Source organism: Mycolicibacterium rhodesiae, from assembly GCF_002086695.1.
GTDB lineage: Bacteria > Actinomycetota > Actinomycetes > Mycobacteriales > Mycobacteriaceae > Mycobacterium > Mycobacterium rhodesiae.
In genome coordinates this window covers 322,698-344,519 of record NZ_MVIH01000002.1, presented here as the reverse complement: position 1 = coordinate 344,519, position 21,822 = coordinate 322,698, and the positions used below count along the sequence as shown (strand labels likewise).

General features: G+C 67.1%; 22 protein-coding genes and 1 pseudogene. 11 read left to right on the top strand and 12 right to left on the bottom strand.

Features of this window, described 5'->3' with window-relative positions; translation table 11 throughout:
* Positions 1-16 precede the first annotated feature (16 nt).
* Complete coding sequence (locus BST42_RS05485) at positions 17-988, top strand: pirin family protein (RefSeq protein ID WP_083117882.1); 972 nt, start codon at positions 17-19, stop codon at positions 986-988.
* 49 nt (positions 989-1,037) lie between these two features.
* Here the strand turns inward: BST42_RS05485 and BST42_RS05480 are convergent, their stop codons facing one another.
* Together BST42_RS05480 and BST42_RS05475 are read right to left on the bottom strand one after the other, a co-directional pair.
* Positions 1,038-3,200 (bottom strand): FUSC family protein, encoded by a 2,163-nt coding sequence (locus tag BST42_RS05480; protein ID WP_083117559.1) that lies wholly within the window; start codon positions 3,198-3,200, stop codon positions 1,038-1,040.
* Positions 3,201-3,204: 4 nt separating this feature from the next.
* Positions 3,205-3,765 carry a TetR/AcrR family transcriptional regulator gene (locus BST42_RS05475; RefSeq protein ID WP_083117558.1) on the bottom strand — a complete coding sequence of 187 codons (561 nt, stop codon included), beginning with the start codon at positions 3,763-3,765 and terminating at the stop codon, positions 3,205-3,207.
* 136 nt (positions 3,766-3,901) lie between these two features.
* Here BST42_RS05475 and BST42_RS05470 point away from each other — a divergent pair, with 136 nt between their 5' ends.
* The 5 genes from BST42_RS05470 to BST42_RS05450 all read left to right on the top strand — a co-directional run bounded on the left by BST42_RS05470 (position 3,902) and on the right by BST42_RS05450 (position 9,001).
* Positions 3,902-5,302, top strand: coding sequence for an aldehyde dehydrogenase family protein (locus BST42_RS05470; RefSeq protein ID WP_083117557.1), 1,401 nt, complete (start codon positions 3,902-3,904; stop codon positions 5,300-5,302).
* 309 nt (positions 5,303-5,611) lie between these two features.
* Positions 5,612-6,247: a TetR/AcrR family transcriptional regulator gene (locus BST42_RS05465; RefSeq protein WP_083117556.1), complete on the top strand. Its 636-nt coding sequence runs from the start codon at positions 5,612-5,614 to the stop codon at positions 6,245-6,247.
* 150 nt (positions 6,248-6,397) lie between these two features.
* Entirely contained in the window at positions 6,398-7,333 is a 936-nt protein-coding gene (locus BST42_RS05460; RefSeq protein WP_083117555.1) for an SAM-dependent methyltransferase, read from the top strand.
* 79 nt (positions 7,334-7,412) lie between these two features.
* Positions 7,413-8,276 (top strand): SDR family oxidoreductase, encoded by an 864-nt coding sequence (locus tag BST42_RS05455; RefSeq protein ID WP_083117554.1) that lies wholly within the window; start codon positions 7,413-7,415, stop codon positions 8,274-8,276.
* Between the two features lie 2 nt (positions 8,277-8,278).
* The gene (locus tag BST42_RS05450; RefSeq protein WP_083117553.1) at positions 8,279-9,001 is read left to right on the top strand and encodes a haloacid dehalogenase type II; all 723 of its coding nucleotides are present in this window, start codon (positions 8,279-8,281) and stop codon (positions 8,999-9,001) included.
* Here BST42_RS05450 and BST42_RS05445 read toward each other — a convergent pair.
* The 3 genes from BST42_RS05445 to BST42_RS05435 are packed head-to-tail and all read right to left on the bottom strand — an operon-like array spanning position 8,998 to position 12,835.
* A complete protein-coding gene (locus BST42_RS05445; RefSeq protein ID WP_083117881.1) occupies positions 8,998-9,849 on the bottom strand; it encodes an EamA family transporter in 852 nt (283 codons plus the stop codon). The two genes, BST42_RS05450 and BST42_RS05445, sit on opposite strands and share 4 nt — an antisense overlap.
* A gap of 27 nt (positions 9,850-9,876) precedes the next feature.
* Complete coding sequence (gene pntB, locus BST42_RS05440; protein WP_083117552.1) at positions 9,877-11,298, bottom strand: Re/Si-specific NAD(P)(+) transhydrogenase subunit beta; 1,422 nt, start codon at positions 11,296-11,298, stop codon at positions 9,877-9,879.
* 1 nt (position 11,299) lies between these two features.
* A complete protein-coding gene (locus tag BST42_RS05435) occupies positions 11,300-12,835 on the bottom strand; it encodes a Re/Si-specific NAD(P)(+) transhydrogenase subunit alpha (protein ID WP_083117551.1) in 1,536 nt (511 codons plus the stop codon).
* A 164-nt stretch (positions 12,836-12,999) separates the two neighbouring features.
* Here BST42_RS05435 and BST42_RS05430 point away from each other — a divergent pair, with 164 nt between their 5' ends.
* On the top strand, positions 13,000-13,485 hold the full coding sequence (locus BST42_RS05430; protein WP_083117550.1) for a DUF456 domain-containing protein: 486 nt from the start codon (positions 13,000-13,002) through the stop codon (positions 13,483-13,485).
* Here BST42_RS05430 and BST42_RS05425 read toward each other — a convergent pair.
* The 3 genes from BST42_RS05425 to BST42_RS29550 form a co-directional block, all read right to left on the bottom strand.
* On the bottom strand, positions 13,474-14,268 hold the full coding sequence (locus BST42_RS05425) for a tyrosine-protein phosphatase (protein WP_083117549.1): 795 nt from the start codon (positions 14,266-14,268) through the stop codon (positions 13,474-13,476). The two genes, BST42_RS05430 and BST42_RS05425, sit on opposite strands and share 12 nt — an antisense overlap.
* Positions 14,265-15,482 (bottom strand): acyl-CoA dehydrogenase family protein, encoded by a 1,218-nt coding sequence (locus BST42_RS05420; protein WP_207569454.1) that lies wholly within the window; start codon positions 15,480-15,482, stop codon positions 14,265-14,267. Before BST42_RS05420 ends, BST42_RS05425 begins: the two co-directional genes overlap by 4 nt.
* A gap of 200 nt (positions 15,483-15,682) precedes the next feature.
* Positions 15,683-15,850, bottom strand: coding sequence for a hypothetical protein (locus BST42_RS29550; RefSeq protein ID WP_157838252.1), 168 nt, complete (start codon positions 15,848-15,850; stop codon positions 15,683-15,685).
* Positions 15,851-15,997: 147 nt separating this feature from the next.
* Here BST42_RS29550 and BST42_RS05415 point away from each other — a divergent pair, with 147 nt between their 5' ends.
* Positions 15,998-16,642 (top strand): response regulator, encoded by a 645-nt coding sequence (locus tag BST42_RS05415; RefSeq protein WP_083117547.1) that lies wholly within the window; start codon positions 15,998-16,000, stop codon positions 16,640-16,642.
* A complete protein-coding gene (locus BST42_RS05410; RefSeq protein ID WP_083117546.1) occupies positions 16,635-17,840 on the top strand; it encodes a sensor histidine kinase in 1,206 nt (401 codons plus the stop codon). The genes BST42_RS05415 and BST42_RS05410 overlap by 8 nt, the downstream gene beginning before the upstream one ends.
* Here the strand turns inward: BST42_RS05410 and BST42_RS05405 are convergent.
* From BST42_RS05405 to BST42_RS30035, 3 genes and pseudogenes are all read right to left on the bottom strand, one after another.
* A complete protein-coding gene (locus tag BST42_RS05405) occupies positions 17,837-18,304 on the bottom strand; it encodes an acyl-CoA thioesterase (protein WP_237159259.1) in 468 nt (155 codons plus the stop codon). The genes BST42_RS05410 and BST42_RS05405 overlap by 4 nt on opposite strands.
* Positions 18,301-19,449, bottom strand: coding sequence for a low temperature requirement protein A (locus BST42_RS05400; RefSeq protein ID WP_165760788.1), 1,149 nt, complete (start codon positions 19,447-19,449; stop codon positions 18,301-18,303). Before BST42_RS05400 ends, BST42_RS05405 begins: the two co-directional genes overlap by 4 nt.
* Positions 19,450-19,468: 19 nt before the next feature.
* Positions 19,469-19,576: pseudogene (locus tag BST42_RS30035) on the bottom strand (hypothetical protein); the annotation flags it as partial.
* A gap of 171 nt (positions 19,577-19,747) precedes the next feature.
* On the opposite strand from BST42_RS30035, the gene BST42_RS05395 reads away from it, so the two are divergent.
* Entirely contained in the window at positions 19,748-20,407 is a 660-nt protein-coding gene (locus BST42_RS05395) for a TetR/AcrR family transcriptional regulator (protein WP_083117544.1), read from the top strand.
* Between the two features lie 18 nt (positions 20,408-20,425).
* Positions 20,426-20,869: an SRPBCC family protein gene (locus tag BST42_RS05390; protein WP_083117543.1), complete on the top strand. Its 444-nt coding sequence runs from the start codon at positions 20,426-20,428 to the stop codon at positions 20,867-20,869.
* A gap of 125 nt (positions 20,870-20,994) precedes the next feature.
* Here the strand turns inward: BST42_RS05390 and BST42_RS05385 are convergent, their stop codons facing one another.
* A complete protein-coding gene (locus tag BST42_RS05385) occupies positions 20,995-21,687 on the bottom strand; it encodes a GntR family transcriptional regulator (protein WP_083117542.1) in 693 nt (230 codons plus the stop codon).
* Positions 21,688-21,822: the final 135 nt, after the last annotated feature.

The window sequence follows — 21,822 nt, the reverse complement described above, 5'->3', positions numbered from 1 at the left end:
TCCGGTTATGCCGACCATGCCAGCAGTAACCGCAGACACCTTGTCGCTACCGCGCCTGCGCGCGGCCGCTCCGTCCGACACCGAACGGCCCGTCCGGTCCGTCACCACCGGGCCCCGCGGGTACGAAGGCGAGGGCTTTCCCGTCGTGCGCGCGTTCGCCGGAGTCAGCGCCGCCGACCTCGACCCGTTCATCCACATGGATCAGATGGGTGAAGTCGAGTACTCACCCGGCGAGCCCAAAGGCACCGACTGGCACCCGCACCGCGGTTTCGAGACGGTCACCTACATGCTCGACGGGCGCTTCGCCCACCAGGACTCGCACGGTGGCGGCGGCCTGATCGCCGACGGCGCCACCCAATGGATGACCGCGGGCGCGGGCATCCTGCACATCGAGACACCCCCGGCCGAGCTCGTCGAGAGCGGCGGGCTGTTCCACGGCATCCAGCTGTGGGTCAACCTGCCCCGCGCGGACAAGTTCGCCGAGCCGCGCTACCAGTCGATCGAGGGCCAGGCTGTGCGCCTGCTGTCGTCCGACGACGGCGGGGCACTGGTGCGTGTGATCGCCGGTGAGGTCGACGGCTGGGCCGGACCGGGGATGACGCATACCCCGATCACGTTGGCCCACACCACTATCGAGGCCGGCGCGCAGCTGAATCTGTCCTGGCCGCGCGAGTACAACGCACTGGTCTACGTGCTCTCCGGGCGTGGCACTGTCGGTCCGATCGGACACCCGATCCAGCAAGGCCAGCTCGCGGTGCTCGGCCCGGGCGACCGCATCACGGTGGCTGCCGCGGCGTCCCAGGACTCCAACCGGCCGGCCATGGAGGTTCTCCTGTTGGGCGGCAAGCCAATTCGCGAGCCGGTGTTCCACTATGGGCCGTTCGTGATGAACTCCAAGTCGGAGGTCATCCAGGCACTCGAGGACTTCAACGCAGGCCGGTTCGGCACGGTTCCGCCCGGCGCGCTGATGCCGCACCGAGCCCGGTAGGGACGACGAGATCGACCTGGTGGTCGTAGATCGCGCCGGACGGCAACCCTCAGGTCGATCTCGACGCCACCTTCGCCAGCTCCGGCGGATAGGTGAGCTCCAGTTCGCCGATATTGGCCGCGGCGGTCACCAGCGGTAGTGCTGCCGACACCGCCAACCCGTCCGTGCCCGCCTCGGCTCGCAACGCGGGGACCAGGTCGTCGCTGATCGGTGCGGTCAATCCCATCGAGCCGCCGGGGGAGCCGTCGAATCGGGAGCAGATCGCCGCGGCGTGCGCCTCGAGCACTGCCCGCGCCCGCGGGTAGACCGCCAGCGGTGGCGGCACGATGTCGGCGATCAGGTCGGCGGCCGCGCGTAACCGAACAGCACGGCTGGACGCCCGCACGACCGGGGCACGGGAATCCGTCGGGCCACCGTTCTCCGAAAGATATTGGCGCACAGCATCATCGAGCGTTCGGGACACCGTCAACGCCTCGTGGCTCAGCGCGTTCACCTGATTCTCGGCCTGCTCGAAGGCGCCGCGAGTGACCCGCAGGACCGCCGCCCGCAGGTAACGCGACCCCACCTCGCGGGCCGCGTCGATGGCCTGCTGCACGGCGGTCTTGACCCCGCGCGGCCACAGCAGCAGCGACACCACGACGCCCACCGACGCGCCGACGACGACGTCCTCGATCCGGATCAGGCCGACGGCCCAACCGCTCGGCACGATCAGGTTGAACACGATCAGCACCATCATCGTGAACGCGGCCTGAGTGGCGGTGAACGAGCCGATCTCGGGCACGTACGCCGACCCGAAGGCGACCATCGGCAACAACACCCACAGCACGATCGGGTCGACGCCGAGCAGTTCGATGACGACGGCGCCGATGAGGAAGCCGATGACGGTCCCGATCACCGCACGCACGACGGTGGTGCCGGTGGTCAGCGCGCTGCTGCGCAGCACCGACAACGCGCCGAGCACCACCCAGAAGCCGTGCTGGACCGGGAACACGAACGTGACGAGCACGGCCAGCGCCAGGCCGAGTCCGGTGCGCAGGCTGTTGCGGGCGGTCACCGACCGGGTGGCCAGGTGCCCGCTGGTCAGGGCGGTGACGGCCTCGGTCTCGGAGTACACCCGGTCGGCGATCCCGGTCTCAGGCAGCCGGCGGCCCAAGACGCGTGCCCACACCGGCCGCGCGTCGGCGGCCGCGGCGCTGGCGATGAGCCGCCCGGTCACGCCGGTGGCCGCGCCGATGGTGCGCCGGGTGAGCAGGGTGCGGCCCAGCGCGATGGCGGCCTCGTCATCGGGTTCGGCGAGGAGGTCGACGATGTCCTGGCGGTACGTGCCGACCGCGATGGTTCGCAGGTCGATCAGCGCGGCGGCCAGCAGCGCGCGTTCGTCGGCCCGCGCGCCGGGACGGGTGATCAGCAGGATCTGCGCGCAGTCGCGCAGCACCCGCACCACCGGCTCGCCGATCGGCCCGAGCAGTTCGCCGGTATCGCCGGTGACGCGATCGCAGAGCCACTGCAGGTCGTCGACCACGCGGACCAACGCCCGGCTGCCCGCGGTCAGGGCCACCGGCCGGTAGGCGGCGCCGAGGAAGTTGGCCCGCAGCGCGTCCATCGCGGTGGTGACGTCGACAGCCGATGCGGTTCCCTCGATGCGGTCGGCCAGCACCGCGCAGACGGCCGCGGCGTGGCGGCGCAACTCGCCGTGATGGCGTGGCGGAAAGAGGAACAGTGCAGCCGGGACGCAGATCGCCAGCGCGATCAGCCAGCCGAGCAGCCGCTCACCGAGCGGGCCTGCCGGCGTGCACACCGGCAGCACGAAGGTCAGCAGGGTGGCCCGCTGGCCGGCCGCGATGATTTCGCTGAGAACCCCGGAGAACGTGACGGCCACCCCGATGAGGAATGTCAGCGTGATCGCCACCCACGGGATCGGTGCGGCCAGCGTGCCCAGGCAGATCAGTACCGCGCCGTTGAAGCCCAATCCGCCGTAGGCCAGCGCCCGGGCGTTCATGTTGCCCGGGAAGTCGACCACGATCAGCAGCGCGATCGACCCGAAGATGGTGAACAGGGGCGTCTGCGACCCGCCGCCGACCGCGAAGCTGACCGCGGCGGCGATCGGGATGACGATGGCGGCCCGCGCGGCACGTCGTGCGCCGTCGTTCTCGGGGTCGCGCGTCCGGATCCGATCGGCCGCCCGACGCCACAGGACAACCGGGGTCAACACCCTGTCACTGGGGCACGCTGGCGAAACTGCCCGAATCCAGTGCGTCGAGCATGTAGCGGGCGATCCAGCCGAACGTTCCGGGCTCGCGCGGCAGGATCGCCTGCTCATAGCCGATGAAGACGTAGACCGCCCACGCGGCGTACACCTCGGCTTGCCGCGCATCGCCGACGATTTCGATGGCCGAGTCGTAGAGGATCTTGTACCGCGCCCGGTCGACCTCGCTCTGGACGGCCAGCACATGGGGATCGACCGAACTCCACGACCGGATCGCAGCCTCGGCGCGGTGCGGCAGCGACAACCCGACTTCGATGATCGCCTCGATGCGGCTGCGCGGGTCGGACACCTCGCGGATGGCCTCGATCAGCCGGACGGTCCGGTCCTGCACCCAGTAGCCGACCAGGTCGCGGGTGAAGGCCGGCCAGCTGGCGAAATAGTGATAGAACGACCCGGTCGTAACGCCGAGTCGATTGCATACCTCGGCCAGTTTGAGTCCGCCGTAACCGACGTCGGCGAGTACTTCGAGACCGGTCTCGAAGTACGCCTCTCGGTTGGCAACGGTTGCCATGGGTCAAACGATAATGCGCGGGCCCCGCCAAGACAGAGGTGACGGGCGGGATCGTGACCAAGTTGCGCAGGCGGCTTGTGACCGCGGATCGATATTGGGGCAAGCTGGAATCACGCGATCGAATCGAGGAGTTGGCATGACCGTTCAGATCACAAGTGACCACGCGACCGAAGGCGGCGCCGCCGGCGTGCTCGCTGACGTGCGCCGGGTATTCAACAGCGGCCGCACCCGCTCACTGGCGTGGCGCTCCGAGCAGTTGCTCGCCGTGGAGCAGATGTGCGACGAACGGGAGCCGGAGATCGCCGCGGCTCTGGCCAGTGACCTGGGCCGATCTTCGTTCGAAGCCTGGCTTGCCGATATCGGCTCGACGAAGGCGGAAGCCGCTTTCGCCCGCAAGCAGCTGAAGAAGTGGGTGAAGCCCCAGAAATCCAGGCTTCCGCTGGCGCAGCAGCCCGGCCGGGCGTGGGTGCAGTACGACCCGCTCGGCGTGATCCTGGTGATCGGACCGTGGAACTACCCCTTCTATCTGTGCATGGCGCCGCTGGTCGCCGCGATCGCCGCCGGCAACGCCGCGGTGATCAAGCCGTCGGAGCTCGCGCCGGCCACCTCGGCGCTCATCGCGCGGCTGGTCCCGGAGTACCTCGACTCCGAGGCTGTCCGCGTGGTCGAGGGCGACGCGGCGGTCACCCAGGATCTGTTGGCCCGGGGATTCGACCACGCGCTGTTCACCGGTGGCACCGAGATCGGTCGCAAGATCATGGCGGCGGCCGCGCCGACTTTGACGCCGGTGACTCTCGAGCTGGGCGGCAAGAGCCCGGTGGTGGTGCTTCCCGACGCCGACCTGGACGTGGCGGCCCGCCGGATCGCGTGGATCAAGCTGATGAATTCGGGACAGACCTGCATCGCCCCGGACTACGTGTTGGCCGACCGCACGATCGTCGGCAAGCTGACCGACAAGATCGTGGCGACGATCGCGGAGTTCCGCGCCGAGGAGCAGGACCCATCGCTGCGCATCGTCAACGAGCGGCAGTTCGACCGGCTGGCGTCGTTGATCAGCGCGACCAGCGGGACCGTCGTCACCGGTGGCAGGTCGGACCGCTCGACACTGCGGATCGAGCCGACGGTGATCGTCGACCCGCCCGCCGACGACCCGGTGATGTCGGACGAGATCTTCGGCCCGATCCTGCCGATCCTCTCGGTGGATTCGGCAGATGCCGCCGTCGCCTTCGTCAACGCCCGGCCCAAGCCGCTGGCGCTGTACGTCTTCAGCGGGTCGCAGGCGGCGGCACGGGAGCTCGTTGACCGGGTGCCGTCGGGCGGGGCGGTCATCAACCACGTGGCGGTGCACTGCCTGGTTCCGCAACTGCCGTTCGGCGGGGTCGGCGCCAGCGGTATGGGTGCGTATCACGGCAAGTGGGGCTTCGAGACACTCAGTCACCGACGGGCCGTGCTCGCCAAACCTACAAAATTCGACCTCAAACTGATGTACCCGCCCTATACTGATCGTGCGATCAGGCTAATGCGCAGGGTCCTCTGATGCCCCGAAAACGCCACTAGCAAAGTCCACACAAATGTTCAGCAATCACTCGACGGCGAACATGCGCGCGATCGTAGAGATTTAGCGAATAGTCGTGCGAATTGCGTCCCGGGAAAATATGACGCTTCTGTCATCGTCCGATAACCGAACCGGAAACCGCATGTCAGGCGCGGATCACAGGTGAAACGACTGCTGTGGCAACGGAATCCGAAGGTCGAGCAAAACATGAACACATTTCTAATTTTGTTGACCTGAGCAAATGTCGTTCGCCGTCAAAAATATGCGCAAAGGTGTGGCACAATTTTGACTGTGCCGCATACAGCCAGTCGGGGCCCGGGTCGCCCCCCAGCAGCTAAGGCAGCGGAAACGCGCGAGCGCATCATGCGCGCTGCCCGTGAGGTGTTCAGCGAATTGGGGTATGACGCTGCCACCTTCCAGGCAATCGCCATCCGGGCCGACTTGACCCGACCTGCGATTAACCATTACTTCGCCAGCAAACGGCTGCTCTATCAAGAGGTCGTCGACCAGACGAACGCCTCGGTGATCGAGTCCGCCGTACATCAGTCCCAGCGGGAGAGCACTCTGGCGGGCCGGATCCGCGTGTTCATCGAGGCGGCCGTCCATGCCCAGGGTCAGGACCGCTCGGTGGCGGCCTTCCTGGTTACCTCGGTGCTGGAGTCCGAGCGACATCCCGAATTGGCCGAGTCCAACCACGACTCGCGGGAGTTCACCCGCGGGTACGTGAAAGCGGCCATCAAGGACGCCGTCGAGTCGGGCGAGGTTCGCGCGGACGTCGACATCGAGGCCGCTGCCGAGATGTTGATGGCCGTGATGTGGGGACTGGGCTTCTATGCCGGGTTCGTCGGCGATCAGGATCGCGTGACCGCGATCACCGACCAGTTCCTGCAGCTCCTCGACGGCCAGGGCTGGCGCACCGTCTCCTGAGCCGGTGACGTGGGCCACAGTCGCATAGCGTGGCTAAGTTTCTCGGTACCCTTGACGTATCAATCTGGCTGACCTGGGTTGATATCCGCCCCGGTGGGGCTTCACCCAGTGTCCAGCCGTCAAGCGACACCGAATGGGATACCGCTGCCGATGAGCACTACGCGTACTGACGACGACACCTGGGACATCGCGACAAGCGTGGGATCGACCGCTGTACTGGTGGCCGCCGCGCGGGCTCGTGAGACCGAGCAGTCCGATCCCCTGATCCAGGATCCGTACGCGCGAATCCTGGTCGAGGGGGCCGGGACCGGGATGTGGGAGCACTTCCTGGACGACTCGCTGGCCGACAAGCTCGAGAACGCCGAGCCTGAGGCCGCCGCGATGTTCGGCCACATGCTGAATTATCAGGCGGTTCGCACCCACTTCTTCGACGCATTCTTCGCCGACGCGGTGGCAGCCGGCATCCGGCAGATCGTGATCCTGGCGTCGGGCCTGGATTCCAGGGCCTACCGGCTGGACTGGCCGGCGGGTACCCGGGTCTTCGAGATCGACCAGCCGCTGGTCCTCGAATACAAGGCGGACAAGCTGGCCGCCCACGACGTGCGGCCCGTGGCCGAACGCCACGAGGTTCCCGTCGACCTGCGTCAGGACTGGCCGGCCGCGCTGAAGGAGCAGGGCTTCGATCCGTCGCAGCCCACCGCCTGGCTGGCCGAGGGACTCCTGATGTATCTGCCCGCCGACGCCCAGGACCGACTGTTCGAACTGGTCACCGAATTGAGCGCGCCCGGCAGCCGGGTGTCGGCCGAAGCGGTCGGACACCACTCCGAGGAGCGGCGCCAAGAGGTGCGGGAACGCTTCGAGAAGTTCGCCGACCAACTGGGCATCGAGCGCACCATCGACATGCAGAACCTGACCTACAACGATCCGGACCGTGCCGACCTCACCGAGTGGCTGAACGCGCACGGCTGGCTGGCCACCGGGCAGCACGCCGTCGACGAGATGCGCAAGCTCGGGCGCTGGATCGACATCCCGATGGCCGACGATCCGGACGCGTTCGCGACCTTCGTCGTCGCCCAGAAGGTCTGACGCCAACCCGGGTGCCCGCAGCTCCGGCGGCCCACGTATACAAGAGTTACGTTCCGTCAGCCGCAGGAGAGGAAGGCCCATGCCCGGAGTTGTTGATCGAGTCATCGTCGTCACCGGAGCCGGTGGCGGTCTGGGTCGTGAGTACGCGCTGACACTGGCCCGCGAAGGCGCCAGCGTCGTGGTGAACGACCTCGGCGGCGCGCGCGACGGAACCGGTGCCGGCCACAACATGGCCGACCAGGTCGTCCAGGAGATCAAGGACGCCGGCGGCCGCGCGGTCGCCAACTACGACTCGGTCGCCGAGCCCGAGGGCGGCGAGAACATCGTCAAGACCGCGCTCGAGGAGTTCGGCAAGATCGACGGCATCGTCAGCAACGCGGGCATCCTGCGCGACGGCACCTTCCACAAGATGCCGTTCGAGAACTGGGATTCGGTGCTCAAGGTCCACCTGTACGGCGGGTACAACGTGATCCGTGCCGCCTGGCCGCACTTCCGCGAGCAGAGCTACGGCCGGATCGTCGTCGCCACCTCCACCAGCGGCCTGTTCGGCAACTTCGGTCAGGCCAACTACAGCGCCGCCAAGCTCGGCCTGGTCGGCCTGATCAATACGCTGGCCCAGGAAGGCGCCAAGTACAACATCAAGGCCAACGCGCTGGCACCCATCGCCGCGACCCGCATGACCGAGGACATCCTGCCGCCGGAGGTGTTCAAGAAGCTCACTCCGGAGTACGTCGCCCCGGTGGTCGGCTACCTGTGCACCGAAGAGGTGCCGGACTCGGCGTCGGTGTTCATCGTCGGCGGCGGCAAGGTGCAGCGCGCGGCGCTGTTCCAGAACGAGGGCGTCACCTTCGACCATGTCCCGAGCGTCGACGACGTGGCCGCACAGTGGTCGACGATCGACGATCTGTCGGCCGCCGAGCACGCCTCCTTCAAGCTCGGCTGAACATGACTGCGTCGTCGGCCGGTGCGCGAGTGATTCGCGTGCTGGCCTTCGACGTGTTCGGCACGGTCGTCGACTGGCGGTCCAGCATCATCGGCGAACTCGAACGGTTCGGGAACTCTCAAGGCCTTCAACGCGATTGGGGTGCATTCACCGACAGCTGGCGGGGCGGCTACGTGCCTGCGATGAATCTGGTCCGCCGCGGCGAGCTGCCCTGGACGCGCCTGGACGATCTGCACCGCAGGATCCTCGACGAGTTGCTCCGCGACGCCGACATCGAAGCCAACGAGGACGACGTCGATCACCTCAACCGCGCATGGCACCGGTTGTCTCCGTGGCCAGACGCCGTGGAAGGCCTCTACCGGCTCAAGGAACGATTCACCATCACCACGCTGTCGAACGGCAACGTCTCGCTGCTGACCGATATGGCCAAACACGCGGGCTTGCCGTGGGATTGCGTGCTGTCGGCCGAGATTTTCGGTCACTACAAGCCCGATCCCGAGGCCTACCTGGGCTGCGCGCAGATCCTCGACGTGGCACCCGATGAGGCCATGCTGGTGGCCGCGCACCCCAGCGACCTGCGCGCCGCCCGCGATGCCGGGCTGCGGACCGCCTACGTCGACCGGCCCTTGGAATGGGGACAACCGGGACGCTATCGGGTGCCGTTCGAGGCCGACGAATTCGACGTCACCGCAACGGATCTCCTCGACCTGGCCGACAAGCTCTAATTGCCGGTGTCCTCCGCAACCGAGTCGTCCGCACTGATGATCAGTGCGGTCATGACCAAGGCGATGCCCGCGAGTTCGGCGGGCGTCAGCCACTGATGCAGCATGACCGCGCCGATACCGGCCGCGGTGGCCGGCAGCAGGGCCAGAAGCAGGGCGAAGCGTGCTCGGGTGATGAGCGTCAGGACGAACTGATCGAGCGCGTACGGCACCGCCGTGGACAGCACACCGACGCCGAGACCCACCAACCAGATTCGCGGATCACTGAGCAACCGTGCATCGGTGTGCAGCTGGCCGGCCAACAAGGGTGCCGCCAGCAGCACTGCCGCGACAGCCATCCCGATGGCCAGGGAACCCAGCCCCGAACCCGCCTCGGCGACCCGCTTGCCGAGCAGGATGTAACCCGCCCACAGCGCCGCGGCGGCCAGCGCGAAGAACACACCGACGGCGTCGGCACCGGCCTGCACTCCGGCGAGGAGCGCCACCCCGGCCGCCGCGAGTACGACGGCCAGGACATCACGTGGACGCCGCGTTCCGAGCGTCGCCACCGCGACGGGTCCGATGAATTCGATCGCCACCGCGGTCCCGAGCGAGATACGTGAAATCGCCTCGAAGAACGCCACATTCATGCCGACCGTGACGACTCCGAAGCCAGCGGCGACGCCAAGACCACGACGCGTCCACCCCTGGCGCCACGGTCTGCGCCAGGCGAGTAGCACGACAGCGGCCCCCGCGGCACGTAGCCAGGCCACTGCGGCCGGGTTGGCCGTGGCGAACAGGAACACCGCCAGCGCGGCACCGACATACTGCGATACGGCGCCGACGATGAAGAACATCGGCACCGACCACATCGGGACGCGGCTGGTCACCGCACGGTCTTACAGCGCGGCGTTGATGTCGTCCACCCGGTCGCGCGCATCACCGAACAGCATCTGGGTGTTCTCCCGGAAGAACAGCGGATTCTGCACGCCGGCGTAACCGGAGGCCATGGACCGCTTGAACACGATGACGTGCTCGGCATTCCAGACCGTCAACACCGGCATACCGGCGATCGGGCTGCCCGGATCCTCCGACGCCGCCGGGTTCACCGTGTCGTTGGCGCCGATCACCAACACCACCGACGTGTTCTCGAAATCGTCGTTGATCTCATCCATTTCGAGCACGATGTCGTAGGGCACCTTGGCCTCCGCGAGCAGCACGTTCATGTGTCCGGGCAGACGGCCCGCGACGGGGTGGATGCCGAAGCGCACCGTGACACCACGCTCGCGCAGCTTGCGGGTGAGCTCGGCCACGCCGTACTGGGCCTGGGCCACGGCCATTCCGTAGCCCGGGGTGATGATGACCGAACTCGCCGACGACAAGAGTTCGGCGGCTCCCTCGGCGGTGATCTCGCGGTGTTCGCCGTAGTCCTTGTCCTCGGCAGGCCCTGCTTCGATGCCGAAGCCGCCGGCGATGACCGAGATGAACGAGCGGTTCATGGCTTTGCACATGATGTAGGACAGGTAGGCACCCGAAGATCCGACCAGGGCGCCGGTGACGATCAACAGATCGTTGGACAGCAGGAAGCCCGAAGCTGCTGCAGCCCAACCGGAATAGCTGTTGAGCATCGACACCACGACCGGCATGTCGCCACCGCCGATCGAGGCGACCAGGTGCCAGCCCAGCAGCAGCGCCAACACCGTGACGACGATGAGCAGCCACAGCTGCGGGTCGATGACGAACCAGACGGTGAACACGACGAACAACACCAGGGCACCGACATTGAGGAAGTTCTTGCCGGGCAACATCAGCGGGGCCGATTTGATTCGCGCCGACAGTTTCAGGTTGGCGACGATGGATCCGGTGAAGGTCACGGCGCCGATGAACACGCCGATGAAGACCTCGGCGGAGTGGATGCCGAGCATGCCCTCGTTGCTCAGCACCGCGGCCTCGGCGCCGGCCAGATCGTGTTCGACGTGCAGGTAGCCGTTCCAGCCGACCAACACCGCGGCCAGGCCGACGAAGCTGTGCAGCAGGGCGATCAGCTCGGGCATACCGGTCATCTCGACGACGCGGGCGCGCCACAGCCCGATCGCGGCACCGATCGCCATGGCGGCGATCAGCAGGCCAAGACCGAGCGGCTCGATATGGCGGGCCAAAGCCAGCGCGATGGTGGCGACCAAGGCCACGACCATGCCGGCCATACCGAATGTGTTTCCGGCCCGCGATGTTTCGTGCTTGGACAGCCCGGCCAGCGCCAGGATGAACAACAGGGCCGCGACGACGTAGGCCGCGGTGGCGGCCGTCTCCAATGTGAACAACTCAGCTCCTCGAGAACATCGCGAGCATGCGACGCGTCACCGCGAAGCCACCGAAGATGTTGATACTGGCAAGCAGGATGGCGACGGCGGCCAATGTGGTGACGATGACGTCACCGTGGCCGATCTGGAGCAGCGCGCCGACGACGATGATGCCCGAGATGGCGTTGGTCACCGACATCAACGGGGTGTGCAGGGCGTGGTGCACGTGGCCGATGACGTAGTAGCCGATCACGATCGCCAGTGCGAAGACCGTCAGGTGCACCTGCAGTGCGGCCGGGGACAACGCGATGAGTAGGAACAGCACGGCGGCGGCGGCGAAGGTGATGCCGAGTCGGCGGCCCATCGTCATCGGTTGTTTGGTCTGCTGCACTGCCGGGGCGGCCGCCGTGGCGGCCGGTGCCGGGGCAGCGGATACCTGTACCGGCGGTGGTGGCCACGTCGTCTCCCCGTCGCGGACCACGGTGACCGATCGCTGCACGACGTCGTCGAAATCGAGTACGAGCGTGCCGTCTTTGTCCGGGGTCAGCAGTTTGAGGAGGTTGACCAGGTTGGTGCCATAGAGCTGCGATGCCTGGGTGGGCAGCCGACCGGCCAGGTCGGTGTAGCCGATGATGGTCACGCCGTTGTCGGTCAGGACGGCCTGGTCTTTGACGGTGCCCTCGACGTTGCCGCCGTTGGCTGCGGCCATGTCGACGATCACACTGCCCGATTTCATCGAGGCGACCATGTCGGCGGTGATGATGCGCGGTGCGGGCCGGCCGGGAATCAGCGCCGTCGTGATGATGATGTCGACGTCTTGGCTCTGATCGGCGTACAGCTGCGCCTCGCGGGCCTTGTAGTCGTCACCCATCTCCTTGGCATACCCGGTAGCCGAAACCTCAGCCTCGGGGGACTCGATGGAAAGATATTCACCACCAAGGGATTTGACCTGATCGGCGACCTCGGGGCGCGGGTCGGTGGCGCGCACGATGGCGCCGAGGCTGCCTGCGGCCCCGATCGCCGCCAGCCCGGCCACACCCGCGCCGACCACCAGCACCTTGGCCGGCGGGACCTTGCCTGCGGCCGTCACCTGGCCGGTGAAGAACCGGCCGAACGTATGTGCCGCCTCGACGACCGCGCGGTAGCCGGCGATATTGGCCATCGACGACAGGACGTCCAGAGACTGGGCTCGCGAGATCCGCGGTACCGCGTCCATGGCCAGCACGGTGATGGGCCGGGTGGACAGTTCTTCGACGAGTTCGGGCTTCAGGGCGGGGGAGATCAGGCTGATCAGTGTCGCGCCGTCGCGCAGTGCGGCGATCTCGGCACTGGTGGGTGCATTGACCTTGAGGACGATATCGGCGCCGAGGGCCTCCGCGGTTGTCCCGATACCTGCACCGGCCTCGATGAATGCCTCGTCGGAGAAGCTCGCCGCGACACCCGCACCGGACTCCACCAGTACCTCGTAACCGAGTTTGATGAGCTGTCCGACGGTCTGTGGTGTGGCGGCGACACGTGTTTCCCCAGGTAGAGACTCACGGGGAATCCCGATGATCATCAGTGCGATCCGATCTGGTTGGTCATGGGCGAGGCGGGCTGGAAGATGCAAGTGTATGGAACGGCAGCTTCCCCGCTTCGTGATGGTGCGGTCGGCGCCAATCTGTTCGATTGCGGGACAGGTGTCCAGTTGATCCGGGGGATGTGGGTCCTAGGCTCGAGCGGGTGAGCACCGGTGGAATCGTCCTGGTGGGGCTGGCCGTCGCCATCGGGTTGGTCGGCGTCATCGTGCCGCTGTTGCCGGGCACTCTGCTGGTCTACGCGGCCATCGCGGTGTGGGCCATCGTCGAGCACACCCTGGTGTCCTGGGTGGTGCTCGGCGTGGTCACCGTGGTGCTCGGCGCGAGCCTGTTGATCAAGTACCTCCTGCCGGCCCGGCGGATGCGTGCCGGCGAGGTCGGCAGGTGGACGCTGGCCGCAGGCGCGGTACTGGGCGTCATCGGCTTTTTCGTGGTGCCGGTGATCGGCCTGCTGTTCGGCTTCGTGCTCGGCGTGTACCTCGCCGAGCTGGCGGCCCGGCGAGATCAGCGGCGCGCCTGGGCGGCAACGGTGCTCGCGCTGAAGGCCGCGGCGCTCTCGGTCGGTGTCGAGCTCATCGGCGGGCTCATCGCCACCGCGGTGTGGGTGGCCGGTCTGCTGCTAACCCAGTAGTTCTTTGCGCGTGCGCGCGACGTCCTCTTCGGACACCCCGGCGGTACGCAGGAAGCCGTCCAGGTCACCGTAGTTCTCGGCGATCACCCGGTGCGCGGTCTCCAGATAGCCCTCCCGCACGCCGAGCACCCCGTTGGTGAGGCGCGCCTCGGCGAACGTGGCGATCTCCGGTGTCTCGCCGGCCCGGCTGACGATCGACTCCATGATCCGCTCACGCAGCGACTCGACGGCGTCGTTGCTGCGCAGGAAGTCCGACAGCACCTTCTCGCGCGGCACCCCGATGGACTCCAGCACGACCGCGACGGTGAAGCCGGTGCGGTCCTTGCCCGCGAAGCAGTGCGTGATCACCGGGCGTCCCGCGCTCAACAGCGAAAACACCTGGCGCACAGCGCGTTGCGCGCCGGCAAGGACCGGAAACTTCTCGTATTCGCCGGTCATGAAGCGTTCGGCGGCGTCCTCGACGTCTTCCTCGTCGACCTTCTCGGTCATCATCTTCTGCCAGCTGGTCTCGTGTGGCGCCTCGGCAGTCGTGTTCGACAGATCCGGGAACGGCAGCAGATGGATGGCCACGCCGTCCGGCACCGCACCCGAGCCGCGGCGCTCCAACTCCTGCGGTGAGCGCAAGTCGGCGACATCGGTGATACCGAAGCGGCGAAAGGCCTCCCGGCCCTCGTCATCGAGTCGGCTGAGCTCACTGGACCGGAAGAACTTGCCCGGGCGGATCCCTGTGGTGTCGGCGATATCGCGGAAGTTCCACGCACCCGACAGTGCGGTATGGCTCACGCGCCGGTCACCGCCGCCGCGAAAGCACTTGGCTCGGCGCCGATCTCGGCCCTGGCGATGCTGCGCATGTGAACCTCGTCGGGGCCGTCGAAGATCCGCATGGCCCGCTGCCAGCCGTACATCCGGGCCAGCGGGAAGTCATCACTGACCCCGCCGCCGCCGTGCACCTGGATCGCCCGGTCGATGACGTTGCATGCCATCTGCGGCGCGACGGCCTTGATCTGCGCGACCAGATTGCGGGCCTCTTTATTGCCGTGCTGGTCGATCGTCCAGGCGGCCTTCTGGCAGAGCAGTCGCGCCTGGTCGATCTCGTTGCGGGACAGCGCAATCTGCTGCTGCACCACACCTTGGTCGGCCAGCGGCTTGCCGAACGCGATGCGGGTGCGGGCGCGATGGGTCATCAGCGCGAGCGCGCGCTCGGCGACACCGATCGCCCGCATGCAGTGATGAATCCGGCCCGGGCCCAACCGCGCCTGCGCGATCGCGAAGCCCATGCCCTCCTCGGCCAGCAGATTCGAGGCAGGCACCCGCACGTTGTCGTAGATCACCTCGGCGTGGCCGTGCTGGTCCTGCCAGCCGAACACCGACGTCGAGCGCAGGATCTGCACGCCAGGGGTGTCGGTGGGCACCAGGATCATCGACTGCTGCTGATGCGAGGCAGCGTCGGGGTTGGTGCGACCCATCACGATCAGCACCTTGCAGCGCGGGTCGTTGGCGCCGGAGGTCCACCACTTGCGGCCGTTGATGATGTAGTCGTCACCGTCGCGGACCATCTGGGTCTGGATGTTGCGGGCATCGCTGGAGGCCACCGCAGGCTCCGTCATCGAGAAGGCGCTGCGGATCTCCCCGGCCAGCAGCGGTTCCAGCCACGTCTTGCGCTGCTCCTCGGTGGCGAACAGGTGCAGCGTCTCCATGTTGCCGGTGTCGGGCGCCGCGCAGTTGATCGCCTCGGGCGCGATCTCGGTGCTCCAGCCGGTCAGCTCGGCCAGCGGCGCGTACTCCAGGTTGGTCAGCCCCGACTCCGGCGGCAGGAACAGGTTCCACAAACCCTGCTTCTTCGCCAGGACCTTCAGCTCCTCGACCACCGGCGGCACAGTGAAGTCGCCGGGGCCTGCGGCCTCGCGGTATTCGTCGTAAGACTTCTCGGCCGGGAAGACGTGTTCGACCATGAACTCGGTGAGGCGTTTGTGGTAGTCAGCACCCTTGGCAGACATGGCGAAATCCATGACCGTCACGATATGACACCCGTCTAAACAACAACGAGGCCCTCCCTTATGACCATAGGGAGGGCCTCGTTGTCATGTGGAGTAAGAGGGTTAGCGACCAATAAACCTCCGGGATCTCGTGGACGGGTGACCGGTAGTGCTCATCTGACCTCCTCGCTTTCGCGCAGTTTCGCGGCTGCTGAGTGGAGTTACAGGTGGATGTCGACCAGTCCGGCCGAGGAGGCGGAGGCCAGGCTCAGGCCCATGGTGTCGGTCGCGGCGGGGGTGTCGACGATCAACGTGCCGGCCAGCACGCCCACCGCGAGCGTGGGACCCGCCAGAGCGGTGGTGAAGCGACGAGTGAATGTGCGGTCCATGTCCGTCTCCTTGCTTCTGCGGCCGATGGTTTCGGCGATGAATCGACTATCCCGCGCAGGTCGGAAGCTGTCTGTCCGCTGATAGGCCCCCACAGGGGATGAAGTGTTTGTCCCCCGATCGGCGGACCCCTGTGGGAAGCTCCTGGCATGTCCGATAACCGAAAGGTGCGCGTCGTCGTCGGCGACGACCACCCGCTGTTCCGCGACGGACTGGTCCGGGCGTTGTCGGGCAGCGGCGAGGTCGAGGTGGTCGCCGAAGCCGAGGACGGCACGTCGGCGCTGGCGGCGATCAAGGAACACCAGCCCGACGTCGCGCTGCTCGACTACCGGATGCCCGGAATGGACGGCGCCGAAGTGGCTGCCGCCGTGCGCCGCGACGAACTGCCGACCCGGGTGCTGCTGGTCTCCGCGCACGACGACGCCGAAATCGTCTATCACGCGCTGCAACAGGGGGCGGCCGGCTACCTGCCGAAAGACTCCAGCCGGTCCGAGATCGTCAACGCGGTGCTGGACTGCGCCAAGGGCCGCGACGTTCTGGCGCCGCGGCTGGCGTCCGGGCTGGCCGTCGAGATCCGACGACGCGCCGAGCCGAGCGGGCCGGCGCTGAGCTCGCGGGAACGCGAAGTGCTCGGCATGATCGCCGGGGGACGCAGCATCCCGGCGATCGCCGAGGCATTGTTCCTGGCGCCCTCGACGGTGAAGACCCACGTGCAGCGGCTGTACGAGAAGTTGGGTGTGGGGGACCGGGCGGCTGCGGTCGCCGAGGCGATGCGGCGGGGACTGCTTGAGTAATCTGCCGGCCCCGCTGAGCCGCGCGGCCGATTTCCTGGGCACCGAGCCGGTCCGGGTCGCGGCCGTCCTGCGGCTGCCGCTGATCGTGCTGATCGGGCTGCTGGTGTGGATCGAAGGCGTCGACCACTGGCTGCCCGCCGTCTATTGGTCGGTGCTGATCGTCTACACGCTCACCGCCGCGGTGTGGCTGACCGTCGTGGTCCGCAGGCCGCTGCGATGGTGGTTCGGCTGGGCGTCGACAGCCATCGACGTGGTGGCGGTGCTGGCGATGTGCGTCGCCTCCGGGGGTGCGACGAGCTGGCTGCTGCCGATCTTCTTCCTGATCCCGATCACCGTCGCGTTCCTGGACCGCCCGGAGATCACCGCGCTGATCGGCGCCAGCACGGCGGTCGGCTACCTGATCGCCTGGATCATCTACTCCAAGCGCGACGACACCATGGGCCTGCCCAACGTCGTCTATGTGCAGGTGGGTTGTCTGGCCTGGCTGGCGCTGGCCACCACTGCGCTGTGCCTGGTGCTGGCCCGCCGCCGTGCCCGGGTCCGCTCGCTGCTCGAGGTACGGCGCAGGCTGGTCTCGGAGTCGATGCAGGCCGACGAGCGCAACAACCGGCAACTGTCCGAACAACTCCACGACGGGCCGTTGCAGAACCTGCTGGCCGCCCGGCTGGATCTGGAGGACCTACGCGAACAACCCTCTGCCATCGGGTTCGAGCGGGTCGACACCGCGTTGCAGGACGCCATCAACATGTTGCGCAGTGCGGTCTCCACGCTGCATCCCCAGGTGCTGGCCCAGGTCGGCCTGGGCGCGGCCTTGCGTGAGCTGGTCGGCCAGTACGAGCGGCGCTGGAACGTCACCATCGACTGCGCGGTCGAAGAAGTGGGCAAGCCGGCAGCCCAGGCCCTGCTCTACCGCGCGGCCCGCGAGCTATTGGCCAACGCGCACAAGCACTCTCGGGCCACCCGACTGCGGGTGGAACTGGATCACGAGGCCGATTCGCTGGTGCTGCGCGTGGTCGACAACGGCGTCGGCTTCGACCCGGCTGTTCTGAACCAGAAGGTCGCCGAGGGGCACATCGGCTTGTCGTCCCTGGTGGTCGGTGTCGAAGCGATGGGCGGTTCGGTGCGGCTGATCGAGACGCCGGGCGGCGGTACGACGGCGGTCGTCACGGTGCCGGAAAGAGCTGTAGCGCCCGACTAATTCGGCGACTTCAGCCGGACGGTCTCCAGCGCGGCCAGCGCGTCGTCGGGGATCGGTACCGGACCGTCGTCGCCGAGCAGCACCAGCACGGTGTCACACACCCCGACGCAACGACCGTCGACGAACAATCCGGTCGACGCGACGAACGAGGTGCGCCCGATCCGTCCGACGCCGGCGCCGGTCTCGATGGTCCCCGGCCAGTGCGCCTCGGCGAGGAAGTGCACGGCGTTCTGTGAAGTGACCAGGCGCAGCCGCCTGGTGGTCACGTCGTAGATATCGGGAAATAGGCTGCGGTTCATGGTCGCCCGGGCATTCTCGTGCATCGCTTCCAGCGCCAGGTTGTTCAGGTGGGCGTTGGAATCCATGTCGCCGTAGCGCGCCTCGACGGCGCCGATGACGGGGTAGGAGTCCAGCCGCAGCCGCATCTCGTGCGGACGGGCCGCGGTTGTTGTCCAGTCGCTCACAAGTGCGCAAGCTTATCGGCCGCGTGCCGCCAACTGACCAGCGCCGCCGCCGCGACCATGATCAGCGCCGCCGCGACCGCCGGCGCGGGCAGCAGCGCCGAAGCCACCATCGCGACAGTCAGCAGCACCACGCCGACGGACTGGATCGCATCGCGGCGTCCCGCGTCGAGGACCAGCCACGTCGTCAGGAGGAACACCGCCAGCGGGACGGTCAACGTGAGCCCGGCGACCGTGTGGGGCAAGTGGCCCTCGCCGAGATGCTCGGCGACGATGACCTCCACCCCGGCCGAGAACGCCGCGGCTGAGGCGAAAATGAAGTAGTGCAGGTAACCCCAGTAGAACGAGCGGCGCCTGGTTGCGGTCTGGTGGTGCTGCGGACGGTCGAAATAGATCCACCACATCGAGGCCACGATCGCCAGTGAGCAGACGGCAACTCCGATCAGTCCGATGCGGGCGTCGTCGTTCGACAGCCCGCCGATGATCGAATTGGCCGCCGCCAGAATCGATTCGCCGAGAACGATCAGGGTGAACAGCCCGTACCGCTCGGCGATGTGATGGTGGTGGTAGGCCGTCGCGCGGTACCGCTCGGCGATCAGCGCCACCGACAGGTCGGCCAGCGCCAGGAGCGGGAACAACCAGACCGGGCCGTCGAGGAACCACCAGGACACCCACAGCACCTGCACGACGACGATGCCGACCGCGTACCGCACGCAGGTACCGCGGTACTGCGGATCGCTGACCGCCGCCCGGATCCACTGCGCCGCGGTGGCCACCCGCATGATCACGTACCCGGCGACGATCGCCCCGAAATCGTTGGACAGCATCGCGCTCTGCGCGCCCGCGGCGATCACCAGGGCGCCGGCCATCTGAACGAAGACGGTCAGCCGGTAGAGCCAGTCGTCGGTGTCGTAGGCACTGGCGAACCAGGTGAAGTTCATCCAGGCGTTGAAGATCGCGAAAAACACCATCGCATAGGCCGCTATGCCTGAGACGAAGTGCTGTTCCTCCCAAAGATGGTGCAACGCACCGGAAGACTGGGATACGGCGACCACGAAAACGAGGTCGAAAAGCAGCTCGAGCGAGCTCGCCGCGCGGTGCGGTTCATCGGGGTCGCGGGCGAGCATCGCCCGCAGGCCGGCCGGCAAAGGTGCGGTTCAGCGGTGATTAAACCGGCGGATAGGCGGGCGGCGGATAGACACCGCGCAGCGCCCAGGGCAGCCAGCTGAAGAAGTACTCGACCTCGTCGCTGGCGTCATAGTCCGGGTTCGGATCCATCCCTCGCACCTCCCTGAGCGTCACCGCAATAAACCGGAGTCTAGTCCGCGGGCCCCAACCGCGACACCGGTCATTAAACTATCCAACCAGTTGATAGAGAGCCGGCGTCGTCGGCGAACAACATGACGCCGTGCCGGCCGGCGCCGGCACAGGACAAGCGAGGACATCATGGCATCCGAGAACGGGATGACCCGGCGCGAAGAACTGCTGGCCGTCGCCACCAAGCTCTTCGCCGCGCGCGGCTATCACGGAACCAGGATGGATGACGTCGCCGATGTCGTCGGCCTGAACAAGGCAACGGTCTACCACTATTACGCGAGCAAGTCGCTGATCCTGTTCGACATCTACCGCCGCGCCGCCGAGAACACCCTGGAAGCCGTCCACGACGATCCGTCCTGGACCGCCCGCGAAGCGCTCTACCAATACACCGTGCGCCTGCTGACGAACATCGCCGAGAACCCCGAGGGTGCGGCGGTGTACTTCCAGGAGGCGCCCTACATCACCGAGTGGTTCACCGAGGAGCAGGTCGCCGAGGTCCGGGAGAAGGAAACCCAGGTCTACGAGCACGTGCACGGTCTGATCGACCGCGGGATCGCCAGCGGCGAGTTCTTCGAGTGCGATACGCACGTGGTGGCCCTCGGCTACATCGGCATGACGCTGGGCGCCTACCGGTGGCTGCGGCCGGACGGCCGGCGCACCGCCAAGGAGATCGCCGCCGAGTTCAGTACCGCGTTGCTGCGCGGCCTGATTCGGGACGAGACGGTGCGGGTGGAATCCCCGCTGGGTGTGCCCGACGTGGCGGGCGCGGCCAAGAAGGCGCCCGCCTGAGGCCGATATGATCGGCCGATGCCGCTCGTCAGCAAGACCGTTGAAGTCAACGCCGATGCCGACACGATCCTTCGGATAGTCGCCGACTTCGAGACCTATCCGGAATGGAACCCCGAGGCCAAGGCCGTCTACGTCTTGGCCCGTTATGACGACGGCCGGCCCAGCCAGCTGCGGCTCGACATGGAGATCCAGGGCCAGTCGGGCACCTTCATCCAGGCGGTCTACTACCCCGGCGAGGGTCAGATCCAGACCGTGCTGCAGCAGGGCCAGGTGTTCACCAAACAGGATCAGCTGTTCTCGGTGGTCGCGATGGGGCCCTCGAGCCTGCTGACCGTAGACCTCGAGGTCGAGGTGTCCCTGCCAGTGCCTGCCGTCATGGTGAAGAAACTGACCAACGACGTGCTCGACCACCTGGCCGACAACCTCAAGAGCCGCGCCGAGCAGCTGTCCGCGAGCTCGTAGCCAGCTCGCCGCGCAGGTCGGAGCCGCCGCGAGCAGACAGAAACTCGCATCGATCCGGGGCAAATCGTGCGATTTTGTGTCTGCTCGCGAGTGAATGCGGCAGCAGGGAGGGCCGCGCCGACCGGCTAGCGCCACATCCCGTTGCGTTCGAGCTGTTCCAGCAGCCGGTGCACGCCGTCGTTGAACTCCGCGGCGGACAACTCCGCGAGGGTGGCCTTGTCGCGCCGGCGCAGCGCCTCGATCAGCCGGCGATGGGTGTCCACCGCGGCCGCACCCCAGGACGGATCGGTGACATAGATCTGTGGCGGCATGTACCGCGCGGCATGGAGTAGGAACCAGGCCAGTTTGATCCGGCCCGCCCCGCGGTTGAGCAGCCGGTGGAAGGCGAACTCGGCAGCGCCCACGATTGCCGGATCGCCCCCGGCGACCGCTGCCTCCAACGCCTCGTTCGCGCGTTCGAGTTCGTCGATCTGCTCGTCGGTCAGCCGGTCGGCCGCACTGCTCACCAGTTCCTTGGCGATGGTGGCCTGTAGCCAGTAGATGTCGGCGATGTCTTGGCGGCTCAGCGGCTGCACCACGTAGCCGCGCCGGGGTTCGAGGGCGACCATGCCCTCACCGCGCAGCGTCAGCAGTGCCTCCCGCACCGGGGTGATGCTGACCTCGAGCCGGGCCGCCGTCTCGTCGAGCCGGATGAACGTCCCGGGCCGCAGGACACCGGTCATGATCGCTTCGCGAAGGTGCGCGGCGACCTCGTCGGACAGTTGGGATCGACGGCTTCCCCGGCGGTTGCCGACCCGTGTGGAAGCCGGTGCGTTCACGTGACCTCCGGGGACTTGTGTGGCGAACGGCCAAGCAATAGTGTGACCCAAGCAACAACAGATTTGATCAAATATAACGATTCCTGCGTTCTCCAGCCACCGGGTTCACGCATCCTTTACGACATAGGAACTGTC